16 protein-coding genes are annotated in these 18145 nt (G+C 49.8%); 7 read left to right on the top strand and 9 right to left on the bottom strand.

Features of this window, described 5'->3' with window-relative positions; all coding sequences use genetic code 11:
* Window positions 1-387, bottom strand: a 387-nt coding sequence (locus BLQ17_RS05075; RefSeq protein WP_281180498.1) for a carboxyl transferase domain-containing protein, incomplete at its 3' end; no start/stop codon positions are given.
* A gap of 859 nt (window positions 388-1246) precedes the next feature.
* Between BLQ17_RS05075 and BLQ17_RS05080 the strand changes: the two genes are divergently transcribed.
* Window positions 1247-1564: a hypothetical protein gene (locus BLQ17_RS05080; RefSeq protein WP_092220462.1), complete on the top strand. Its 318-nt coding sequence runs from the start codon at window positions 1247-1249 to the stop codon at window positions 1562-1564.
* An 89-nt stretch (window positions 1565-1653) separates the two neighbouring features.
* Here BLQ17_RS05080 and BLQ17_RS05085 read toward each other — a convergent pair whose 3' ends face one another.
* The 3 genes from BLQ17_RS05085 to BLQ17_RS05095 form a co-directional block, all read right to left on the bottom strand.
* Window positions 1654-2334 carry a sulfite exporter TauE/SafE family protein gene (locus BLQ17_RS05085; RefSeq protein ID WP_176761099.1) on the bottom strand — a complete coding sequence of 227 codons (681 nt, stop codon included), beginning with the start codon at window positions 2332-2334 and terminating at the stop codon, window positions 1654-1656.
* Window positions 2335-2668: 334 nt separating this feature from the next.
* Complete coding sequence (locus BLQ17_RS05090) at window positions 2669-3565, bottom strand: DMT family transporter (RefSeq protein WP_092220465.1); 897 nt, start codon at window positions 3563-3565, stop codon at window positions 2669-2671.
* 121 nt (window positions 3566-3686) lie between these two features.
* A complete protein-coding gene (locus BLQ17_RS05095; RefSeq protein ID WP_092220467.1) occupies window positions 3687-4262 on the bottom strand; it encodes a VOC family protein in 576 nt (191 codons plus the stop codon).
* Window positions 4263-4598: 336 nt separating this feature from the next.
* On the opposite strand from BLQ17_RS05095, the gene BLQ17_RS05100 reads away from it, so the two are divergent.
* The 3 genes from BLQ17_RS05100 to BLQ17_RS05110 all read left to right on the top strand — a co-directional run bounded on the left by BLQ17_RS05100 (window position 4599) and on the right by BLQ17_RS05110 (window position 7427).
* The gene (locus BLQ17_RS05100) at window positions 4599-5489 is read left to right on the top strand and encodes a DMT family transporter (RefSeq protein WP_092220469.1); all 891 of its coding nucleotides are present in this window, start codon (window positions 4599-4601) and stop codon (window positions 5487-5489) included.
* A gap of 259 nt (window positions 5490-5748) precedes the next feature.
* Window positions 5749-6372 carry a thiol peroxidase gene (locus tag BLQ17_RS05105; RefSeq protein ID WP_092220471.1) on the top strand — a complete coding sequence of 208 codons (624 nt, stop codon included), beginning with the start codon at window positions 5749-5751 and terminating at the stop codon, window positions 6370-6372.
* Window positions 6373-6617: 245 nt separating this feature from the next.
* Window positions 6618-7427 (top strand): alpha/beta fold hydrolase, encoded by an 810-nt coding sequence (locus BLQ17_RS05110; RefSeq protein WP_092220474.1) that lies wholly within the window; start codon window positions 6618-6620, stop codon window positions 7425-7427.
* 33 nt (window positions 7428-7460) lie between these two features.
* On the opposite strand, the gene BLQ17_RS05115 is transcribed toward BLQ17_RS05110, so the two are convergent.
* Entirely contained in the window at window positions 7461-7802 is a 342-nt protein-coding gene (locus BLQ17_RS05115) for a PilZ domain-containing protein (protein WP_092220476.1), read from the bottom strand.
* A gap of 358 nt (window positions 7803-8160) precedes the next feature.
* Here BLQ17_RS05115 and BLQ17_RS05120 point away from each other — a divergent pair, with 358 nt between their 5' ends.
* Complete coding sequence (locus BLQ17_RS05120) at window positions 8161-9372, top strand: hypothetical protein (RefSeq protein WP_092220478.1); 1212 nt, start codon at window positions 8161-8163, stop codon at window positions 9370-9372.
* A 143-nt stretch (window positions 9373-9515) separates the two neighbouring features.
* Here BLQ17_RS05120 and BLQ17_RS05125 read toward each other — a convergent pair whose 3' ends face one another.
* The gene (locus BLQ17_RS05125; RefSeq protein ID WP_092220808.1) at window positions 9516-10136 is read right to left on the bottom strand and encodes an FmdE family protein; all 621 of its coding nucleotides are present in this window, start codon (window positions 10134-10136) and stop codon (window positions 9516-9518) included.
* Window positions 10137-10594: 458 nt separating this feature from the next.
* Between BLQ17_RS05125 and BLQ17_RS05130 the strand changes: the two genes are divergently transcribed.
* Together BLQ17_RS05130 and BLQ17_RS05135 are read left to right on the top strand one after the other, a co-directional pair.
* Window positions 10595-12766, top strand: a complete 2172-nt coding sequence (locus tag BLQ17_RS05130; protein ID WP_092220480.1) for an adenosylcobalamin-dependent ribonucleoside-diphosphate reductase — start codon at window positions 10595-10597, stop codon at window positions 12764-12766.
* A 27-nt stretch (window positions 12767-12793) separates the two neighbouring features.
* Window positions 12794-13315 carry an SEC-C metal-binding domain-containing protein gene (locus BLQ17_RS05135; RefSeq protein ID WP_092220482.1) on the top strand — a complete coding sequence of 174 codons (522 nt, stop codon included), beginning with the start codon at window positions 12794-12796 and terminating at the stop codon, window positions 13313-13315.
* A 122-nt stretch (window positions 13316-13437) separates the two neighbouring features.
* Here the strand turns inward: BLQ17_RS05135 and hemB are convergent, their stop codons facing one another.
* From hemB to BLQ17_RS05150, 3 genes are read right to left on the bottom strand one after another with little or no spacing between them, the layout of a single operon-like run.
* On the bottom strand, window positions 13438-14418 hold the full coding sequence (gene hemB, locus BLQ17_RS05140; protein WP_092220484.1) for a porphobilinogen synthase: 981 nt from the start codon (window positions 14416-14418) through the stop codon (window positions 13438-13440).
* A 43-nt stretch (window positions 14419-14461) separates the two neighbouring features.
* A complete protein-coding gene (locus BLQ17_RS05145) occupies window positions 14462-15829 on the bottom strand; it encodes a sigma-54-dependent transcriptional regulator (RefSeq protein WP_092220487.1) in 1368 nt (455 codons plus the stop codon).
* A gap of 40 nt (window positions 15830-15869) precedes the next feature.
* Window positions 15870-18137 (bottom strand): sensor histidine kinase, encoded by a 2268-nt coding sequence (locus BLQ17_RS05150; RefSeq protein ID WP_092220488.1) that lies wholly within the window; start codon window positions 18135-18137, stop codon window positions 15870-15872.
* Window positions 18138-18145 lie beyond the last annotated feature (8 nt).

Raw genomic sequence — 18145 nt, forward strand, 5'->3', positions numbered from 1 at the left:
GGAGTCATTTAAGCCGACCACCGGGGCGCCGACCTTTGCCGCGGCGTCCAGGACCTTGACTATCTTGCGGGCGTGCATTTCCCCCAAAGACCCGCCCTGCATGGTAAAGTCCTGGGAATAGGCGTACACCACCCTGCCGTCAATCTGGCCATATCCGGTCACGATGGATTCGCTTTCGAAATCGAGCTTGTCCATGCCGAACCTGGTACACCTGCTTTTGATAAAGGCATCAATCTCAATAAAAGTACCCTGGTCAAAGAGATGGGTAAGCCGCTCCCTGGCGGTCATCTTGCCCTTGGCATGCTGCTGCTCAATTCTCTTTGGCCCTCCACCTGACTTTATCTTTTCTTTTTTCTGTAGTAAGCATTCCTTCTTGTCTAAAGACATGTTCCGTGCTCCTTTAAAGTTGCTGTTTGATAACCACACTAAGGTTCAACTTTCGATTCCACCCCATGTGGCGGACACCATTCGCCTCCTCCGGGGGGCACCAGTCGTCCGGGCCGCAAAGCTCCGCAAGTGGGAGTTCTCTTTGAGCCTGGAATACGTTTTCGACCGATGATCTCGGTGATGAACAATCAACGTGTCAGTGTAGCAATGGTTTTGGCTCTGCTGCAGTTTATTCCGCCTGTCGGCCCCGTCTCAAACGGTTTTCGGTGCTGAATTTTTGCCAGTCCGGTAACGCTTTTGCAAGCCACAATTGAGACCTTTAACGTCCTGAGCAGGTAGTCAGTAAAGCCGACAGATATCTTTTTTGCACATGCAAAATGCTAAATGATGGCTATGAAACTTACCCAAAAAAAAGATCTGTGGGTACCAGAATATATAAAACAGGCTTATGTTTTCCGACTACTTTTTAAATAACTGAGGAAATTAGGCATTTTGCGGGAATCTGCCTACGGGCTTCCGTTAATTCCCATGTCCGGAATCCACCCTTGAAAACCGGGTTGGGTCATTCGCAGCCTGCAGGATTGGCGATATTGGTGGGTGGTAACGATCCCTGTCTGTGTTTATGGAAAATATATTCTGCGCTGAGTTGTAAAAGGGGAGATCTCGTCTGTCGGCCAGGCTGGGATTAAATGGCTGGCTGCGCCTCTCAGACTGGTGAAACATCTGCTTCTGGTTCATCTCACGAGGACACTGCAAGGTGGAGGTGGCTTAGAAGTCAAGGATAAAACCTGCTATAATAAATATATGTTCATTGACAGCAATCAATCTCGCCGCCATCTCTATCTATCAGGAGGTCGCCATGGACTGCCTCGTTATCATAGCCGTTATATGGGCAATGCTTTACTGTTTCATACAGTTCGCCAAGAAGGAATACGTCGAAGAGGAGTACCTGGCGATTCTCAGTGATGTCGAAGGGCGCCTTGAATGGGCACATACCCGCAGATTTTTCCCCTTCGGCATGAAAGCTCAACTTGAAGTAACAAGCAACCTTCTTGGCAAAGCCAAAAATCACTGGGGAAAGCATCAGTGGCAGCAGGCATACCGATCCATTGCCCAGTCCCAGGAAGCGATGAATAAGGCGCAGTGTCTTTATATTCAAGCTCTTGACATGAGGTAGCAAAAAAAGCATGTCGATCGGCGTGAAATGATGTCTGTTTCGTAACTGAAACGGTGCCTGGAATCGGGTGAAGAGGTTTGTAGTATATATTATCCCGCAACCATTATTGTCCCCATGATAATGAGGAAAAAATGGATAATCTTGAGGTAGAGACGGCGGTTTATCCTGTCGGTAAATCGCGCTCCAATGAAGGTTCCCAGTAAAATCATGGGGATGGTTACCGTGCAATATTGCAGAGTCAACAGAGACGAAATTCCGTTGGCGGCATGTGCCAGGGCGGTAAAAGATGAGTTGAACAGAAAGACCCCTATAAGCGTTGACCGTATCTCGTTTTTAGTCCAGTTAGTCAAGGTGGTGTAAACTATTAGCGGAGGACCTCCGGCACTCAGGAGCGAGGCGATGGTTCCAGCGCATAATCCGGCAAAATAACCGGCCCAGGAAGGCAGTTTCAGCGGTCTGGGGCGGACGAGTAAATTATACAGGCTATTCAGGATCAGGAGGGTGCCAAGGGAAGCACGCACCAGCTCGGGGTTGATTGCGTCAAAGAATATGGTGCCGATCATTATTCCAGGAACCGCTCCGCAAATAAGGGGTAGTATTTTTCTTTTGTCGAGGCACCCCCGTAATGTGTAGGCAAGGAAAATGTTTATAACCACCAGGTTCAGATTGCATAGCGGAACCACTTCCTTAACATCGATAATAAGGCAGAGAAGCGGGATGACGACGAGACCGGCACCGAAACCGGTCAACCCTTGGACTGCTCCACCCATAAAGAAGATCAGGCCGGTAAAAATAATGGAACTCATTGCATAAAATAGAGGAAAAATTGCACGATAATATTGCCGTTTCCGGCTTTTTCCCGGGTCGCGACTGGATCATCGATGGTTTGTGGCTTCATGGGTCACTGACTCGTGAACTATTCAAGATAGCACTCTGTTTTGCAAGATTAAAAACTGTCGGCAACGATCTCCGATAAACGTTCCGGCTGCATATTTCTGTGAAAATTATGCCTGGCGGTTCATTTGAGCGAGCCCGTCCTGCAGTGTCTGGCAGGACAACTCCGTGCGGTTGGCTTCGGTAACCACCATCATCGGCTAAAAGGTGTTACTTCTTATGGAAGCGGCGATCCTTTATATTGAAAAGTGTTGTCAATTTTTCGATTTTGATCGACACCAGCAGAATGCCGCCCATGGTCAGCGTTCCGCCAACAACCAATCTCCAGCCGAGTTGGTCGCCGAACCACCAGATCCCGAAAATCGAGGCGAGCAGGGGGGCGAGGAGCATAAGAGGGGTGACTGTGGCAACAGTGTAGCGGCCCAGCAGATAGTATAAGATGCCGTGACCGATGACGGATGCGCCGACAGCCGAATAACACACCGTCCAGAGATCAAAGAGTTGAAGGTTCTCGAGGAGTTGCAGTTGGCCGGATTCGAAAATCAGGCTGAGCAGGAGCAGGGAAGGAGTGGCAACCAGCGCTATCCATGCCTGCAGCCTGAATACTCCCATGTCGGGAAATCGGCGCATTAAAACAGTGCTGACAGCCATCAGGAAGGCGGCCCCCAGAACCCAGAAAACTGCGTTCAGGTGGTTGAAGACAATCGGGTCAAACCCTATGACAATGATGCCCAAAAAAGCTGTCGCTATGGCGAGAATCTTGATCATGGGAATGCGTTCTTTTAACAATATGGCGGCGAGAATTGCAGAAAACGGGACATACAACTGGGTGGTGATGGCTATGGAGGCGATATTGCCACCACCGTTCAGGCCGATAAACATCATGCTGAAATGCCCTACACCCAGCAAAAAAGCTACCCGGAGCAAAGGCTTCATGTATCCCGGCGCCGGACGGAGCCAGGGCAGCATGATAAGCAGCAGAAACAAGAAACGAAAGCTTGTGAAAAGCAGCGGCTGGAAATGATCTGCGCCTATTTTCCCGGCGATAAAATTAAACCCCCACGCGCAATTGGCTATCAGTGCCAGCACCAGATGAAACGGATTCATGTATGACCTGTAAGTTAAACTTGTCGGTTGCGGGCAAACAGCACCTGGGGTTCTGCAGCTGTCCTATCTTTTGGTGAGCCAAGATCGCGTTTATTAGAAAAGAGGTTAGGAAACATTACGGCTAGAGCAATTTTTTCAGGTCATCGATTAACTGTTCCACCTCCGATCGGCAAAGATCCAGTTCCGTTTTTCCCCCTCCGGGATGCCGTAGTTCCAATGTGGAACAGTTTTGTTTTTTCTGCACAGCCCATTTGGGGCCTTTTGGCATGGTCAAAGCCGGAGCAAGCCATTCATCAGGGGTGAATTCCGCTATCTGTATCAAGACGCCGAAACTGTCGCGGGGATGGATAAAAAGCTCTTTCCATGAAGGGTTTTCAGCATTAAACCCGAAATATGGTATCTGGTGGTTGTCCAACCGTTCCTTCATCTTATAAATATCAGGGGTTTCGAACGTGATGTGATGTACTGCCCCTTCTTTTTTGTCCAGGAGGAAAGAGTCGAGAAAACTGTTTTTTCCCGAGGGCGTCAGAAGCTCCATCCTGGAGAGGTCTCCGGTAGAAAGAAGCTGCCAGAAAAAGCCAAGCTCCTCACTGGTTCCCGATGCTCCCGGGACACCACCGAACACCTTGGTAAAGAATTCCAACCCACGCCTGTAATCCTTGACGGCAATTGATATATGATCGATTCTGGAAATCATCTGCTGCTCCTTAAGGTGAAAAATAAAAATAAAACGTTTGCTATGGCTTTTCGGGTGATCCTTCTTTCCGGATCAATCCGCCGGCCATTTGGGAACAGAGGGCTTTAACCTCTTGCCTGTCTTGGCAGAAAGCCGTAGAGTGCCCGATAACATTTTATATTTGCAAAGAAAAATTATGTCAAATCAGATCCTCCGTTCTTTTCTTGACATGGGGACAAGGATCTTTTATATACCCCGGATTCGATCAGGGCAATGTGGAGAGTTCTGCTCCGTGCAAGTGGGGTGATCGATAAAATATAACTGTTCAATGAACCTTTTCGTTCAGGAATAACGTTCATGTATATTGCCGAATGTTCCGCTTTGGCTGCCGCTCTGTGCTGGTCTTTCGGAGGGCTGGTATCCACTTCACCGACCCGGGCCCTGGGGGCTGTACGGTTTAATCGAATACGTCTTACTGTTGTCGCTGTCATTCTCATCGGTTGTGTGCTGATAACCGGAAGCTGGCGAAGTCTTGAACCTCACGCAATAGTGGTTCTGGCGGTATCGGCGATGATCGGCATTTTTCTCGGCGACACCCTTCTTTATGCAGCGCTCAAACGCCTTGGTCCGCGTCGAAGCGGAATCCTGTTTACGACCAATGCCCCCATTACCGTAATTATAGGGTATTTTTTCCTCAAAGAGTCATTGTCGTCAGCGGTAACCATAGGCTGCATCTTAATAATGACCGGAGTTTTTCTCGCAATTTTTTGCGGCACAACTTCCTCTCAGAAGCATACTTTTGAAAAAATCGAAGGATCTCTCGGAGTAGGAGTCTTTTTTGGTTTTCTATCAGCACTCTGCCAGGCGATCTCTGTTCTTATTGCCCGCCCGGTCATGGCATCCGGAGTTGATGCGGTGGCCGCGTCAGCGCTGCGGGTTGGTATTGCGGCCCTTGCCCTCAATTTTATTTTTGTGCTCAGACCGGCGGGATCGAAGCCTCCGGTTGTCCCCCTGAACTCCCGACTCATGTGGCAGACCGGGTTGAGTGGTATTATCGGTATGGCTGCAGGGATGACATTTCTCCTGTTTGCCCTAGCCCACGGTCCGGCAGGCCTCGTCTCCACCCTTTCTGCGACCTCGCCCATTCTGATCTTACCTGTGCTCTGGGTTGCAACCAGGGAAAAACCGGCGCCAGGCGCCTGGTTTGGGGCCTTTCTTGCTGTTCTCGGGGTGGCATTTATTTTTTAACCCTTGTCACAGGAAAAATCTCCACGTTTTTTCAGTAAAGCTTTCTGTAAACTTTTCTCTTTTTACATCAAGCCTTGGGGCTCAGCTTGTTCAATGTTGCAAAGGGTGTTGCCGGCAGTCAGGCCGGAGGGTTGTAAAAAGAGTGATTTACTGTCCTGTCATTGACCGGAAACAGACCGGTATTAAAGTTTTACTTGCACAGCAAGCTGTGATTGTGCGCCAAGTACCATACCATCAATCCTCATCGCAGGGAATTGCCATGAAACATATTATTTTTATTCTGGCCACCATATCTCTTGCCCTGGCTGTTTCGTCGTGCGGAGTAAAGCAGTCGGGCGTAACCGTTGATAGCCATAGTGTTTTACCTGGAACCGAGGTCGTGAGGAAGGGGAAGTCAATGACTCTGCTTGGCAACAGGATAGAGACCGGTCAAAGGATTCCGGCGACCGAACTTATCGATGCGGCAACAATGGATCGGGTCAACCTTGAGGATTACGCCGGAAATGTTCTTTTTCTAAGCATTGTACCGTCCATAGATACCAAAGTGTGCGAAGAGCAGACCCATCTGCTCGGCGAAAGAGGGGATATGCTGCCTGCAGACGTCAAACGGATCACTGTAAGCCGTGATACTCCTTTTGCCCAGACCCGTTTCGCCGTGGACGCGAATTTGACCGACATTCAATATCTGTCGGATTACAAAGAAGGTTCGTTCGGTTTATCCACCGGGCTGCTTGTTGACGATCTTCGTCTGCTGGCCAGAGCAGTTATTGTCATAGATAAGGACGGCATCGTGCGATATATTCAGGTTGTCCCGGATATCGGCCACTTGCCCGACATGGAAAGGGCCTTTTCCACGGCCCGTGAACTTGATGCGGAAAAGTGATGCATCGCACTATACCTTGAGGTTTTCCCCGTAGCCGTTGACGTTGCCCCTGCTGCTTGGTTTTTCTCGGCCGGTTGCAGAGAGCACGGAGCCCAGGTTCCAATGTGCTGATATACTATGTCTTTTAGGTTGTCAACATCGTCTCGGCGGTGATATTTACCGAATTCCTGTCCGTTAATATGTTATGATTAGTTATGACGTTTATATTCTTAGTTTTTGACAACTTCTCCGCTTATCTATAAACAATGCCTTCAATCCAGATCGGCGATATCAACATTTATTACGAAATTCACGGGAGAGGGGATGCACTCCTCTTTATCCACGGACTGGGGTCGAGCTCACAGGACTGGGAGTCGCAGGTTTCCTTTTTTGCGAGCAATTACAAAGTAGTGACTGTTGATCTGAGAGGCCATGGCAAGAGTGATAAGCCAAAAGAACAGTACAGTGTCGAGATGTTTTCTGCAGATATTGCGGCACTGTTGATCAAACTTTCGCTTTACCCTGTCCATGTGGTTGGGGTTTCCATGGGGGCGGCCGTTGGATGGCACCTTGCTCTTGACTACCCCGAGCTTGTCAAAAGTCTTGTTATTACCAACATGGCTGCAACAATTTCTGTCAGAACATTAGCGGAGAAGTGGCGATTCTATTCAAGGGTGGCTGTGGTACGGTTGCTGGGGATGGGGACTATGGGGAAGATAATTGCCAAGAATCTTTTCCCCGATCCCAACCAGCGAAATCTTCGGCGGGAAATGAAAAAACGTTGGTCGGGTAACGATCCGCACAGTTATCTGAACAGTCTTCTTGCGCTGAAAAACTGGAGCATTGCTGAGCGTCTGGAAAATATCGTCTGTCCGGTTCTGGTTGTTTCTGCAGAGTATGATTATGCTCCGCTGGAACATGTGAAAAATTATACTGCCAAAATGAGAAATGCCGAACTGGTGAGAATTGAGGGGAGTCACCACGCACTCCCGGTGGAAAGACCTGAAGCGTATAACAGAACAGTTGAAAATTTTCTCGTTAAGGCAAAAGAGTGGCAGACCGGCAGGAAAAAATAACCACGCGCTGCCGGCCTGGGACGGGTGTAAGCATTAAAAGGAAACGGCTGCCCGGATTACTGTATCCTGCGGTTCCAAATCCATGACATACTTAAACCACTCCCAAGGTGCGTCAAGAATTTTAACCCCCATTCTCGCCTTGCTTCCGGAACGATGGATCCATTTGGGGATCACTGAAAGCTTGCAGCTTTTTCGTCCGCAATTGACCACCAGGAAAAATTTACTGCACTGAGAGTCGATTTTTCCGGGGATGTCATCGATGAGCAGACCGGATCTTGAAATATTTTCCACGGTTCCCTGCACAAAACCTTTACCATCTGAAATATCCGTCTGTACATCAGCTACAGTTATTCTGGGATAATGTCTTCTGTCCATCGGTCCGCTGCCTCTTTTCTGATGTTAATACCTTGTGCAATCTAGTAGAATGATAGTTGATAATGTTGAAAAAAGCAAGGAAAATTGATGTCTTGTGTGGTTTTGCCAATGGCGTGTTCTGCTGGAGAGGAGAGGGCGGGAGAAGAACGGCCGTTTGTCTTTGACTAAAACGGGTATGGCGTTTTTTTTGCCAATGGTCGCAGTTGAAGAAAACAACGATGTCAACCAATAAATTTACCTTGCGCCATCAAAAAAATATTGTGCAAAACAAAAAAGTTAAGGTATCATTCGGCATCTAAAGTTGTTCAGGCAAGAGGGGTGTGAAATAAACAATTTGCAACTGCAAAGGAGGTACGTTTTGAACGGAAAATTTATATCAGTCGCAACAGTTGGGTTGGTGCTGTTTGCTCTGAGCGTGGCCAATGGTGCTACGACCCTCATGGAGATCGGTCGCAGTCCTTTTCATCAACCGCCGCTGACAACCATAGAGAGTCTGGTTGATATGGTCAGGGTCAAGGAAACAGACATACGCAAAGGGTTTGAGGTCGCCGGACGACCTGAGTTGGCGGAGCCTTTTATTTCGCAGCTTCCGACAGCGGATATTGAGGCCGGTGAGTTTGCCAAAGGGACCTCTTTTGAATGGATGTTTTTCAAGAAAAAAGGCAAGGGACAGGTACGGGTGGCGCGAGATGTGACCTGGGGCAACGAAAAGCCCTTCCCCGGCTTCAAACTGGCTGTTGACAGTGAAGGACAGCGGTATACCTTTGTCATTCCTCTGGGATGCGGAAATATTGCTCTGATGGATGTCGCTCCGGTACCGGTACCAGCCGCTGCCCCGGTGGCGGCAAAAAACCAGCCTCCGGTATGTACTGCGACGGTATCGCCTGCCGCTGGGTACTGTGGTGATAAAGCGGTGATTGACGCCACAGGCTCAACTGACAGTGACGGTACGGTGGTGGCGATGAGCGTGGTGGTTACCGATGCCGAGGGTAAAGTTGTCTCTGAGAGCGCAGGTGATGCCTCCACTCTCGTCAGTGAAATAGCAATACCCTGTGGCACCAATATGGTAACGGTAACGGTGATTGACGACGACGGAGAAAAAAGTACTTCTCCTGAGTGCACCACGGAAGTACGTGGGGAACAGAGGGCACGTTTCCTGGCTGACGCCGGATATTACCATATGCCCGATCCGGGGCATTACCTGTTTGGCAGGGTTGGACTGGAATACAAGTTGACCGACAATTGGGCGTTGCTGGGTCTGGTCGGCTATGCAGAACAGTTCGACGGTATTGACGGAGATTCCGCTTTTCTGATCGACTTTATGGGAGAATATTCTTTCTCCAGGTATTTCGTCGACTTTGGTGTCGGTGGATGGTTCTCCCAGGGGGACGATGACCTGGATACTGAAGACACCCAGATCGATTTTATCGTTGGGGCGGGAGCCAGACTCTTTGGCGAGCCCGACGCGTTTAACACCTCGATCTTCGTAGAAGTTCGTGCTGCAGCCGACGAATTTGACGATTTCATCGACTACGGGCGATTTGGTGCGGGGCTGCGGTTCAGATTTTAAAATGCGGACGACGGCATCGGGATAATCGAAGTCCCGCCGTCATATTTGCCTGACTGCCAAAATGCTCCGACGGACCTGTGGTCCGTCGGAGCATTTGTTATATTTGTGGTAACTGTTCCTGCCGGAAGTGGTTCTCTGGTCCTTTAATTGTCCAGGTGAGTGGCGCATGATCGGCAGACTGTCCGCCGGTTTTTTTCCAACAGCTTGGTCTTCATCACCATTTCACCGCAGTCCGCACACGCTACCGATTGGGCTATAACAGCCTTTTTCGGCAGCTCCAGGTTTGCAATCTGTTCGACGTCGAAAAAGGATTCGGCTCCCCTGGAGAACAGATCTTCTCCCCTTGCTTCATAGAGTTGTTCATACTCTTTCAGTTCGCTGTCTGAGCTGATGTTTGAACTGATTTTTTCCGCAAGATACTTTTCCCGCTCCGGGATATGGAAAATATCGTTTCTGAGCAACAGCCTTACCCCTCGTTTTGTGCTCCTGCTGCCAAAGGTAAAGGCCATTTTTCCATAATCGAGGTGAAAAAAATTCCCTTTCCCGAAGGTGCAGCCGGTGAGCACCTGTATTGCATCACAGCAACAGGCGTCATTTTCAACCACTGCAATGACCTCTTCATCCTCTGCACGTGCTTCGGCCAGCAGCGAAAGAGCGAGAGTGGCGGCAAGATACCCGATCGTGAGCCCCATGCAGGTGTGGCCGTGAAACTTGACGCATGCTTTATAATCATCTCTGGATCGTATTGACTCGGGAATATACATTGTTCCTCCTTGTGCCAGACCAACGGTTAATGGTTTAGTCTTTTCCCCAGTATCCTATTTCACCTGTTGCGAGGCAAGAAATATTTTATGTTTTACCGGCTGCATGTCGTCGCAGCTCCATAGACAAGGCGTCTGCCATGACAGGGGTTGCAAGACGACAAAAATAGATGTTTTGCTATTGACGGCCAATCGTTGAAAAAGATAGGCTGTCAATCACTTTTTGGTTGCAAAAAAATGTCGTTTTCAGAAGCTGTTGAAAATGTGTACTTTATGAAAAAAGATACTATATGTTGTAGTTTGACCTTGAGGTTGCCATAAATGTGGGGTATAAAATCACTCTTATGAACGGGGGATATCGGCGTCGGCAGGGCGCTGTCCCCGACCTTTTTTTTAGCAGCATTCTGCAATTTTTCAACTTAAAAATCGTTAATATAAATTCCTATTAAGAGAGGGGATGTATGACTCCTGATTTAACCAAACAGGTCTTGACGCCTACTGCCGAAACTGTTCTTGCGCGGCGATATTTTCTCAAAGACTCCGCCGGAAATCCTACTGAAACCTGGGAAACTCTGGCCCGTCGTGTGGCCGATGCGGTGGCGGAAGTCGATAGGGGACAGGAGAATTACAACCAGCTGCGGGAAGAGTTCTTCAACGTAATCTACAAACTCGATTTTCTGCCGAATTCACCTTGCCTGATGAATGCCGGGACTGATCTGGGGCAGCTGTCCGCCTGCTTTGTGCTACCTGTCGAGGACTCCATGGACGGGATTTTTACCGCTATTCGTAACGGTGCCCTCGTTCATAAAACCGGCGGAGGGACCGGGTATTCCTTTTCCCGACTGCGGTCGAAAAATGCTTCGGTAAGGTCCACCCAGGGTGTGGCATCCGGGCCGCTGTCGTTTGCCGCTGTTTTTGATGCTGCCACCGAAACGATCAAGCAGGGCGGAAAAAGACGCGGAGCCAATATGGGGGTGCTGCGCATCGATCATCCCGATATTATGGACTTTATCACCGCCAAAGAGGATCAGGAAAAATTCAACAATTTTAATTTCAGCGTCGGTATCACCGATGTTTTTATGCAGGCGGTGGAGGATGACGCCGAATACGACCTGGTCGAACCGTCCACCGGAGAGGTTACGAAAACCCTTGAAGCACGAGAGGTTTTTGAGAAGATTATCGACCTGGCCTGGCACAACGGCGAACCGGGAGTTCTCTTTATAGATTCCGCCAATCGGGACAATATGACCCCCCAGCTTGGCGAATTTGAAGCCACCAATCCTTGTGGAGAACAGTGGCTGCTGCCCTATGAGAGCTGTAACCTGGGATCGATAAACCTGGCAAATTTTGTGGTCAATGGCAGCATCGATTATGACAGGCTGGAACAGGTGGTTAAGACAGCAACAATATTTCTTGATAACGTCATAGACTGCAACCGTTTTCCGATTCCCGAAATTGAGAAGATGACTCTTAAAACCAGGAAAATCGGGATGGGTATCATGGGGCTGCACGATATGCTCATCCAGCTTGAAATTCCTTACGCTAGCGAAAAGGGGCGCAGCGTGTCCGCAGAAGTGATGAGTTTTATCCGTTCAATTGCGGAACAGAGTTCGATTGAACTGGCCCACACCAAAACTCCTTTTCCTGCTTACGACCCCCAGGTCAACAATTATTCCGCACGGAGAAACGCCGCACTCACCTCCATCCAGCCCACCGGTACGGTGTCGATGATTGCCGATTGTGCCTCCGGGTGCGAACCATATTTCTCCATCGTTACAATTAAACACGTGATGGACGATGACCGGTTGATGATGGTGAATAAATATTTCGAGTCAGTCGCCCGCAAAGAAGGGTTCTATTCGGAGGAGCTGATGAGTAAGGTCGCGGACTCGGGAACGGTCATCGGCCACGAGGAAATCCCCGGGAAATGGCAGGAAATCTTTCGCACGGCACAGGATATCCTGCCGGAAGATCATATCCGGATGCAGGGAAAGCTGCAGAAGAGCGGAGTCGACAGCTCTATTTCCAAGACCATAAACCTGCCCAATTCGGCGACGCGTGAAGAGGTGAAGCTTGCGTATATAAGCGGGTACAAACTGGGGTGCAAAGGGTTGACGGTATACCGGGATGGCTCCAGGGATCATCAGGTTCTCAATACCAAGGAGAGCTCGGAGAAGAAACAGCAGGCGACCGTCTCGACTGCCGGACCGGTAAAACAGATTCTCCCGGACACCCTTGATGCCAAACGTTATCGGGTAAAGGATCAGCAGCAGAAATCGGTGTACATCATAGTCTGTTTCGATGAAAATGAGAAGCCGATGGAGGTTTTTGCCAAGTTCCCGTTTGATAACCAGATAGATCTCAAGGATAAATCCACCATGTGGACCACCACCTGTCGCCTGGTCTCACTGGCGCTGAGGTTCAATGTGCCGATGGATGAAATCATCAAGCAGCTCGATCGTTCAAGCGGCCATATGCTCGATCTCCCGGCTCAGCTGAGCAAGTTGTTCAAATCTTTCATGGCGGGAACCCAGGCCGGTTTTTCCTCCACCTGTCCCGAATGTTCCGGGGTGTTGCGGTTTGAAGAGGGGTGTGAAACCTGCCACGATTGCGGTTACTCCAAATGTGCATAAGATTTTTTACAATATGAGGGATGTGTAATGGTCAAAATCGGTAGAAACGAAAAATGCCCCTGCCAGAGCGGCAAAAAATACAAATATTGCTGCGGTCGTAAAAATCAGCGGGCCGCACCGGCGAATTCTTCGGGACAAAACATGAAGGTGACGCTGATGGACGGGGTGAAGAGAATTCAGGAGGACGCACTCGCCAAAGAGCCGATGTGCCGGGAACTGGGAGTGTTTTTCTTTTTTGCAACCGCTGCAGGTGATGCGTGGATGATGGAGATGACCGCCCGTGACTGCGTACAGCTGGCCGACAATGGTGAACTGCTTGAACCGCCGATCGATGAAAATTCCGAGACCATCGAAATCAACTGGAGCCACGTGTACGAGGTGAAAAACAAAGAGGTGGTTCTTACAGCCTACGCTGATAAAACCAAGGGAGTCCTGGCCGATGCTCCGAGCAGAGAGCTCAGCGCAGCGACCAGAAGAATGTTGAAGCGATTTTCCCAGGAGCAGCTGGCCCAGCTGCATCTGCCGGCCCCTGCGGACCAGAGAAACTGAGCCGCTCATCAAACCTCTCCCGACCTGAAAGAGTTGGCGGTCCGGGGGGGGATCAGGCGCAGCGTAAAAAACGGGGTTACCGTTACCATGCTGCGCCTGTTTTCTGTCTGGTCTAACAAAGGTTACCGGGGGCTTTGCAGGATCTTTGCCATCTCCTTGGCGAAATAGGTGATGATGATATCGGCGCCAGCCCGCTTAATGGAAAGCAGTGTCTCCTCCATTACCTTCTCCCCGTCGATCCACCCCTTCTCTGCGGCAGCCTTGATCATCGCGTATTCTCCGCTCACGTGATATGCGGCCACCGGCAGGTCGAATTCTTCGCGAAGTCTGGCGATAACGTCCAAATACGCAACAGCGGGCTTGACCATCAGGATATCGGCGCCTTCGTCAACGTCGAGGGTGGCTTCACGCAGCGCTTCACGGCCGTTGGCCGGATCCATCTGGTAACTTCTTCTGTCGCCGAATTGCGGGGCGCATTCGGCCGCATCCCGGAACGGACCGTAGAAAGCCGAGGCGTATTTTACGGCGTAGGACATGATCGGGATCGATTCGAAATTATTTTCATCCAGAACGGCGCGGATCTCGGCTATCCTGCCGTCCATCATGTCGGACGGGGCCACCATGTCGGCGCCGGCCTGGGCGTGGGAGAGAGCTGTCTTGGCTAAAATCTCAAGGGTTGCGTCGTTGTCGACATCGTTGTCGATGATGCAGCCGCAATGGCCGTGATCGGTATATTCGCACAAACACACATCGGTGATGACGAGCATCTCGGGAACCTTTTTCTTTAGTTCCCTGACTGCCTGCTGGATGATTCCGTTCTTGGCGTGGGCACCTGACCCGACGCCGTCCTTTTTATCCGGCAGACCGAAGAGAAGAACGGACTTTATCCCCAGGGCAAGGCACTCCCTGGCTTCTTTTTCTAGCAGGTCGACGGTTATGCGAAATACCCCCGGCATTGAGACTATCTCTTCGCGTTTTTGGGTCCCGGTCATCACGAAAAGCGGGTAAACAAGTTGATCAACACTTAACCGGGTTTCACGGATAAGTCCCCTCAGGGCACTGTTGCGACGAAGACGACGGGGTCTGTATTCAGGGAAAACCATATGCACTCCTGTTATAATTTTTGTTGTCGGTTTACGGTGGGGTTTACTGGATTATTTCGTAAGATTTCAGCTTCTTGTGCAGGTGGCTGCGCTCCAGGCCCACCTGCTCCGCAGTTTTGGAAATGTTGTTGTCGTTTTCCAGAAGTTTCTGTTTAAGATACTCTTTTTCAAACAGCTTTTTAGCTGTTTTATAATCCGATGCGAGAAAAGGGTTCAGCTGCTTTTCGCTCATGGCAGAAGTTGTCGCTCCGTGGGGTGAGAGAAATAAATTAATGTGGCTTGCCAAAATATTTTCCTCCTGGCACATGATGGCTATTCTTTCTATGAAGTTTCTCAATTCCCTGACATTACCGGGCCAGTCGTGCTGCATCAGGACCTGATAGGCGTCTTCACCAAAGGTTTTGTTCGGCAGTCCTCTCTGCACCAGGTTTTTCATCAGTGCCTCGACCAGCAGCGGAATATCCTCCAGCCGATCTTTTAATGGGGGAACGTTTATGGGAACGACGTTCAGACGCCAGAAAAGATCCGCCCGGAAATTACCCGCTTCAATCTCCTCTTCCAGGTTTTTATTGGTTGCCGCCAGTACCCGCACATTGACGGTGATAGTCTTGTTGCCGCCGACCCGCTCGAATTTCTGTTCCTGGAGAATTCTCAGGATCTTTGCCTGGGTAGTCAGGCTCATGTCTCCTATTTCGTCGAGGAAAAGGATGCCGCCGTCGGCTTGATCGAACTTGCCCCTCTTGCTGCTGTGGGCGCCGGTGAAAGAACCTTTTTCGTGGCCGAACAGTTCGGATTCGATCAGTTCTTCGGGGATTGCGGCGCAATTTACCTCGATCATCGGCTGGTGACTTGACTGGGAAGCGCGGTGGATGGACTGCGCGACCAGCTCCTTGCCGGTGCCGTGGTCCCCACGGATGAGGACCCAGGCATCGGTCGGGGCGACCATTTCAATCTGTTTCTTTACCGCCAGGATCGATTCGGATTCTCCGGTGAGAATTGATTTCGGCCCCGAACCCTGGCGCAGCAATCTGTTTTCCTCTTCAAGTTTTGCAAACCGGAGCCCGTTGGTGATGGCGAGGATGATCTTGTCGTAGGAGAGCGGTTTCTCAATAAAATCAAACGCCCCTTTCTTGGTCGCCTGCACCGCTGTTTCCACGTTGCCGTGGCCGGAAATCATGATCACCGGGATATTGTGGAATTCCCGAATTTTTTCCAGGGCGGTCAGGCCATCCATGTTTTCGCCAAGCCAGATGTCGAGCAGTACCAGGTCGATGTTGCTGGTGGCAAGCAGTTCCAGTCCCCTCTCAGCGGATGGTGCCGAAAGGGGTTCGAACCCTTCATCTTCGAGTATTCCTTCAAGCGATTCCCTGATCGAGTGTTCGTCGTCAATTATTAGAATTCTTTTACTCATGGTATGATCTTTTCGCCGGGGTGCTGCCGTCCGGCTCTGTTTATTCACGGTTGTACAGCGGCAGTTCGATTATAAAAACGGTACCCTTGGGCTGGTTGTCCTGAACCCGTATATATCCTCCATGGTCGGATATAATAGTCGATACGATGGCAAGTCCCAATCCCGTTCCGCTCTTTTTGGTGGAAAAATATGGTTCGAACAGTTTCTGCTTGTTTTCCTTGGAGATTCCGGGACCATTGTCGGCGACCTGAATAAACACATTTTCCTGATCGTCGTCCAGGGAAAGATCAAGATCTACAACTCCTCCTTTTGGAAGTACGGCCACGGCGTTGTCGAGAAGATTTATCAGGGTGCGCTTGATCTGTTCGCTGTCAAAGCTGAAGATAGGAATTTCTTCACGTCTTTTGAAGTTGAAGGAGATATTCTTGTGGCCCTCCCGATACAGGAACAGGGTGTTCTTGATCAACTCCGGCAGATTGCCGCTGCTTTTATGGACCTTGGGCATTCGCGCGAACTGCGAGAACTCACTCACCAGCCGTTTGAGTTCGTCCACCTGGGTGATGATAGTATTGGTGCATTGATCGAAAACGCTGTTCTTTTCCCTGATGATTTCCGGGTAGCGGCGGCGCAGACGCTGGGCGGACAGTTGTATCGGGGTCAGGGGGTTTTTGATTTCATGGGCTATTCGTCTGGCGACCTCCCGCCAGGCTGCCATCCGCTGCATTTTTTCCATCTTGGTCAGGTTGTCGAATACCAGCACGAACCCGACAGATCTGTTTTCTTCGTCTTCCAGGCGGGTAAAGTTTATGAGCAGGGAATAACTTTTGCCCAGCACGTTGAGCTTGATGTGTTCCTCGACTGTTATTTTTTCGGTAATATCCAACTCCTCAATGAAGCCGTTGACTATTTCGGCCTGATAGGGTGGAAGTACCTCGTCGTATCGCAGGCCGATAAACAACGACTTGTCGATATTGAGCAGTTTTTCAGCAAACCTGTTTATAGTTGTGATTTTACCGTTTTCGTCTAGAGAGATTACCCCTGCGGAAACGTTCTGCAAAATAATCTCGGTATATCTTCTTCGCTGTTCCGACTCCTGGGAGCTTACCTGCAGGGCGGTGTGCGCCTCGGCGAGCTTTTTGTTGCTCTGGTTGAGGTTTGCCGTCATCAGGTTAAAGGAGTCGACAAGCAGTCCCATCTCGTCGTTTGACTGGCGTTCCATTTCAAACTCGAGATCGCCGTCGGCAATTCTCCTGGTTGCCAGAACCAGGTTCTCCAGGGGGTCGGTTATTCCTCGTGAGATATATAGCCCAAACCAGATTGCGGCGAAGATAATCAGCAGGGTTACAATCAGTAAAATAATGAGCAGCCAGAATTTAAACGGTTCCTTGAAATGTTTCAGCTGTCTGTAGCCCTCGATCCCCTGGGAAATGGAAGTCATCCGTGTGAGATATTTGTTCTGTACCAGGATTGAGGTGACCAGGATCGCATGCTGCTGGAGTTCGCTGCCGATTGTAATCGACGACACGCAGTTGACAAGAGCGCCCCGTTTTATTTCCTGGATATGAGTCTGGGGTTGTCCTCCTTCCCGCACCTTTTCCACAATATTTAGCGGTATTTTGGGTAAAATCGTATTGCGCAGACGATTTCCGGTGACCGACATCTCAAAATTTTTATCCCGTGCAAAAATGCGAATTGAGTCCGGCCCGTTGATCGGATTAAACGACAGCAGCTGTTCAAGGGTCTGGTTGATACGCTTGGGATCCTGTTCCGACAACTCCAGGGTCTCCAGTTTTGTTCCGATCGCTCCACTCATCAGGGTCACCTGATCCTTTTTTTCGTGAAGCAGAGATTGGGCAAGTTTAAGGGATTCCGTCAGGGAATCCTCAATTGATGCGTTGAACCAGTAATCCATGCTGGTGGATACGAACTGGAGGGAGACAAAAAAAAGCAGAATGGTTGGAATCAGGGTAAGGGAGAGAAACGACGCTATCAGCTTGGTCTTGAGTTTATTGCCCAGGCGATTGGATCGCCGCTCAAATAGAAATTCCGCAAGGTTGCGCAGCACCAGAAACAGAACGACCAGCACAAGTATCACATTGGTGTTGATCAGGGCAAAAATAAGCAGATTGTTGTCGTATGGCAGCTCAACTTCTTTTTGCAGAAGGACACTTTGAAAATAGATAAGCAAGGGGATCAGGAGGATACAGAAGAGTATAACCCGACGGATAAGCCTGCGTCGTTTACTTACCTGAAGCCTGTTCCGGAGCAAGGTCCCGGGTGGCTTGTTTCTGGAATTCTCAACACTCATGAACGGTA

This window comes from Desulforhopalus singaporensis (assembly GCF_900104445.1).
In the GTDB taxonomy this organism is placed as follows: Bacteria; Desulfobacterota; Desulfobulbia; order Desulfobulbales; family Desulfocapsaceae; genus Desulforhopalus_A; species Desulforhopalus_A singaporensis.

Coding starts and splice junctions, on each gene's coding strand:
- BLQ17_RS05080 (WP_092220462.1), top strand. CDS start 1,247: ATGGACTGCCTCGTTATCATAGCCGTTATATGGGCAATGCTTTACTGT.
- BLQ17_RS05085 (WP_176761099.1), bottom strand. CDS start 2,334: ATGGGTGGAGCAGTCCAAGGGTTGACCGGTTTCGGTGCCGGTCTCGTC.
- BLQ17_RS05090 (WP_092220465.1), bottom strand. CDS start 3,565: ATGAATCCGTTTCATCTGGTGCTGGCACTGATAGCCAATTGCGCGTGG.
- BLQ17_RS05095 (WP_092220467.1), bottom strand. CDS start 4,262: ATGATTTCCAGAATCGATCATATATCAATTGCCGTCAAGGATTACAGG.
- BLQ17_RS05100 (WP_092220469.1), top strand. CDS start 4,599: ATGTATATTGCCGAATGTTCCGCTTTGGCTGCCGCTCTGTGCTGGTCT.
- BLQ17_RS05105 (WP_092220471.1), top strand. CDS start 5,749: ATGAAACATATTATTTTTATTCTGGCCACCATATCTCTTGCCCTGGCT.
- BLQ17_RS05110 (WP_092220474.1), top strand. CDS start 6,618: ATGCCTTCAATCCAGATCGGCGATATCAACATTTATTACGAAATTCAC.
- BLQ17_RS05115 (WP_092220476.1), bottom strand. CDS start 7,802: ATGGACAGAAGACATTATCCCAGAATAACTGTAGCTGATGTACAGACG.
- BLQ17_RS05125 (WP_092220808.1), bottom strand. CDS start 10,136: ATGTATATTCCCGAGTCAATACGATCCAGAGATGATTATAAAGCATGC.
- BLQ17_RS05130 (WP_092220480.1), top strand. CDS start 10,595: ATGACTCCTGATTTAACCAAACAGGTCTTGACGCCTACTGCCGAAACT.
- BLQ17_RS05135 (WP_092220482.1), top strand. CDS start 12,794: ATGGTCAAAATCGGTAGAAACGAAAAATGCCCCTGCCAGAGCGGCAAA.
- hemB (WP_092220484.1), bottom strand. CDS start 14,418: ATGGTTTTCCCTGAATACAGACCCCGTCGTCTTCGTCGCAACAGTGCC.
- BLQ17_RS05145 (WP_092220487.1), bottom strand. CDS start 15,829: ATGAGTAAAAGAATTCTAATAATTGACGACGAACACTCGATCAGGGAA.
- BLQ17_RS05150 (WP_092220488.1), bottom strand. CDS start 18,137: ATGAGTGTTGAGAATTCCAGAAACAAGCCACCCGGGACCTTGCTCCGG.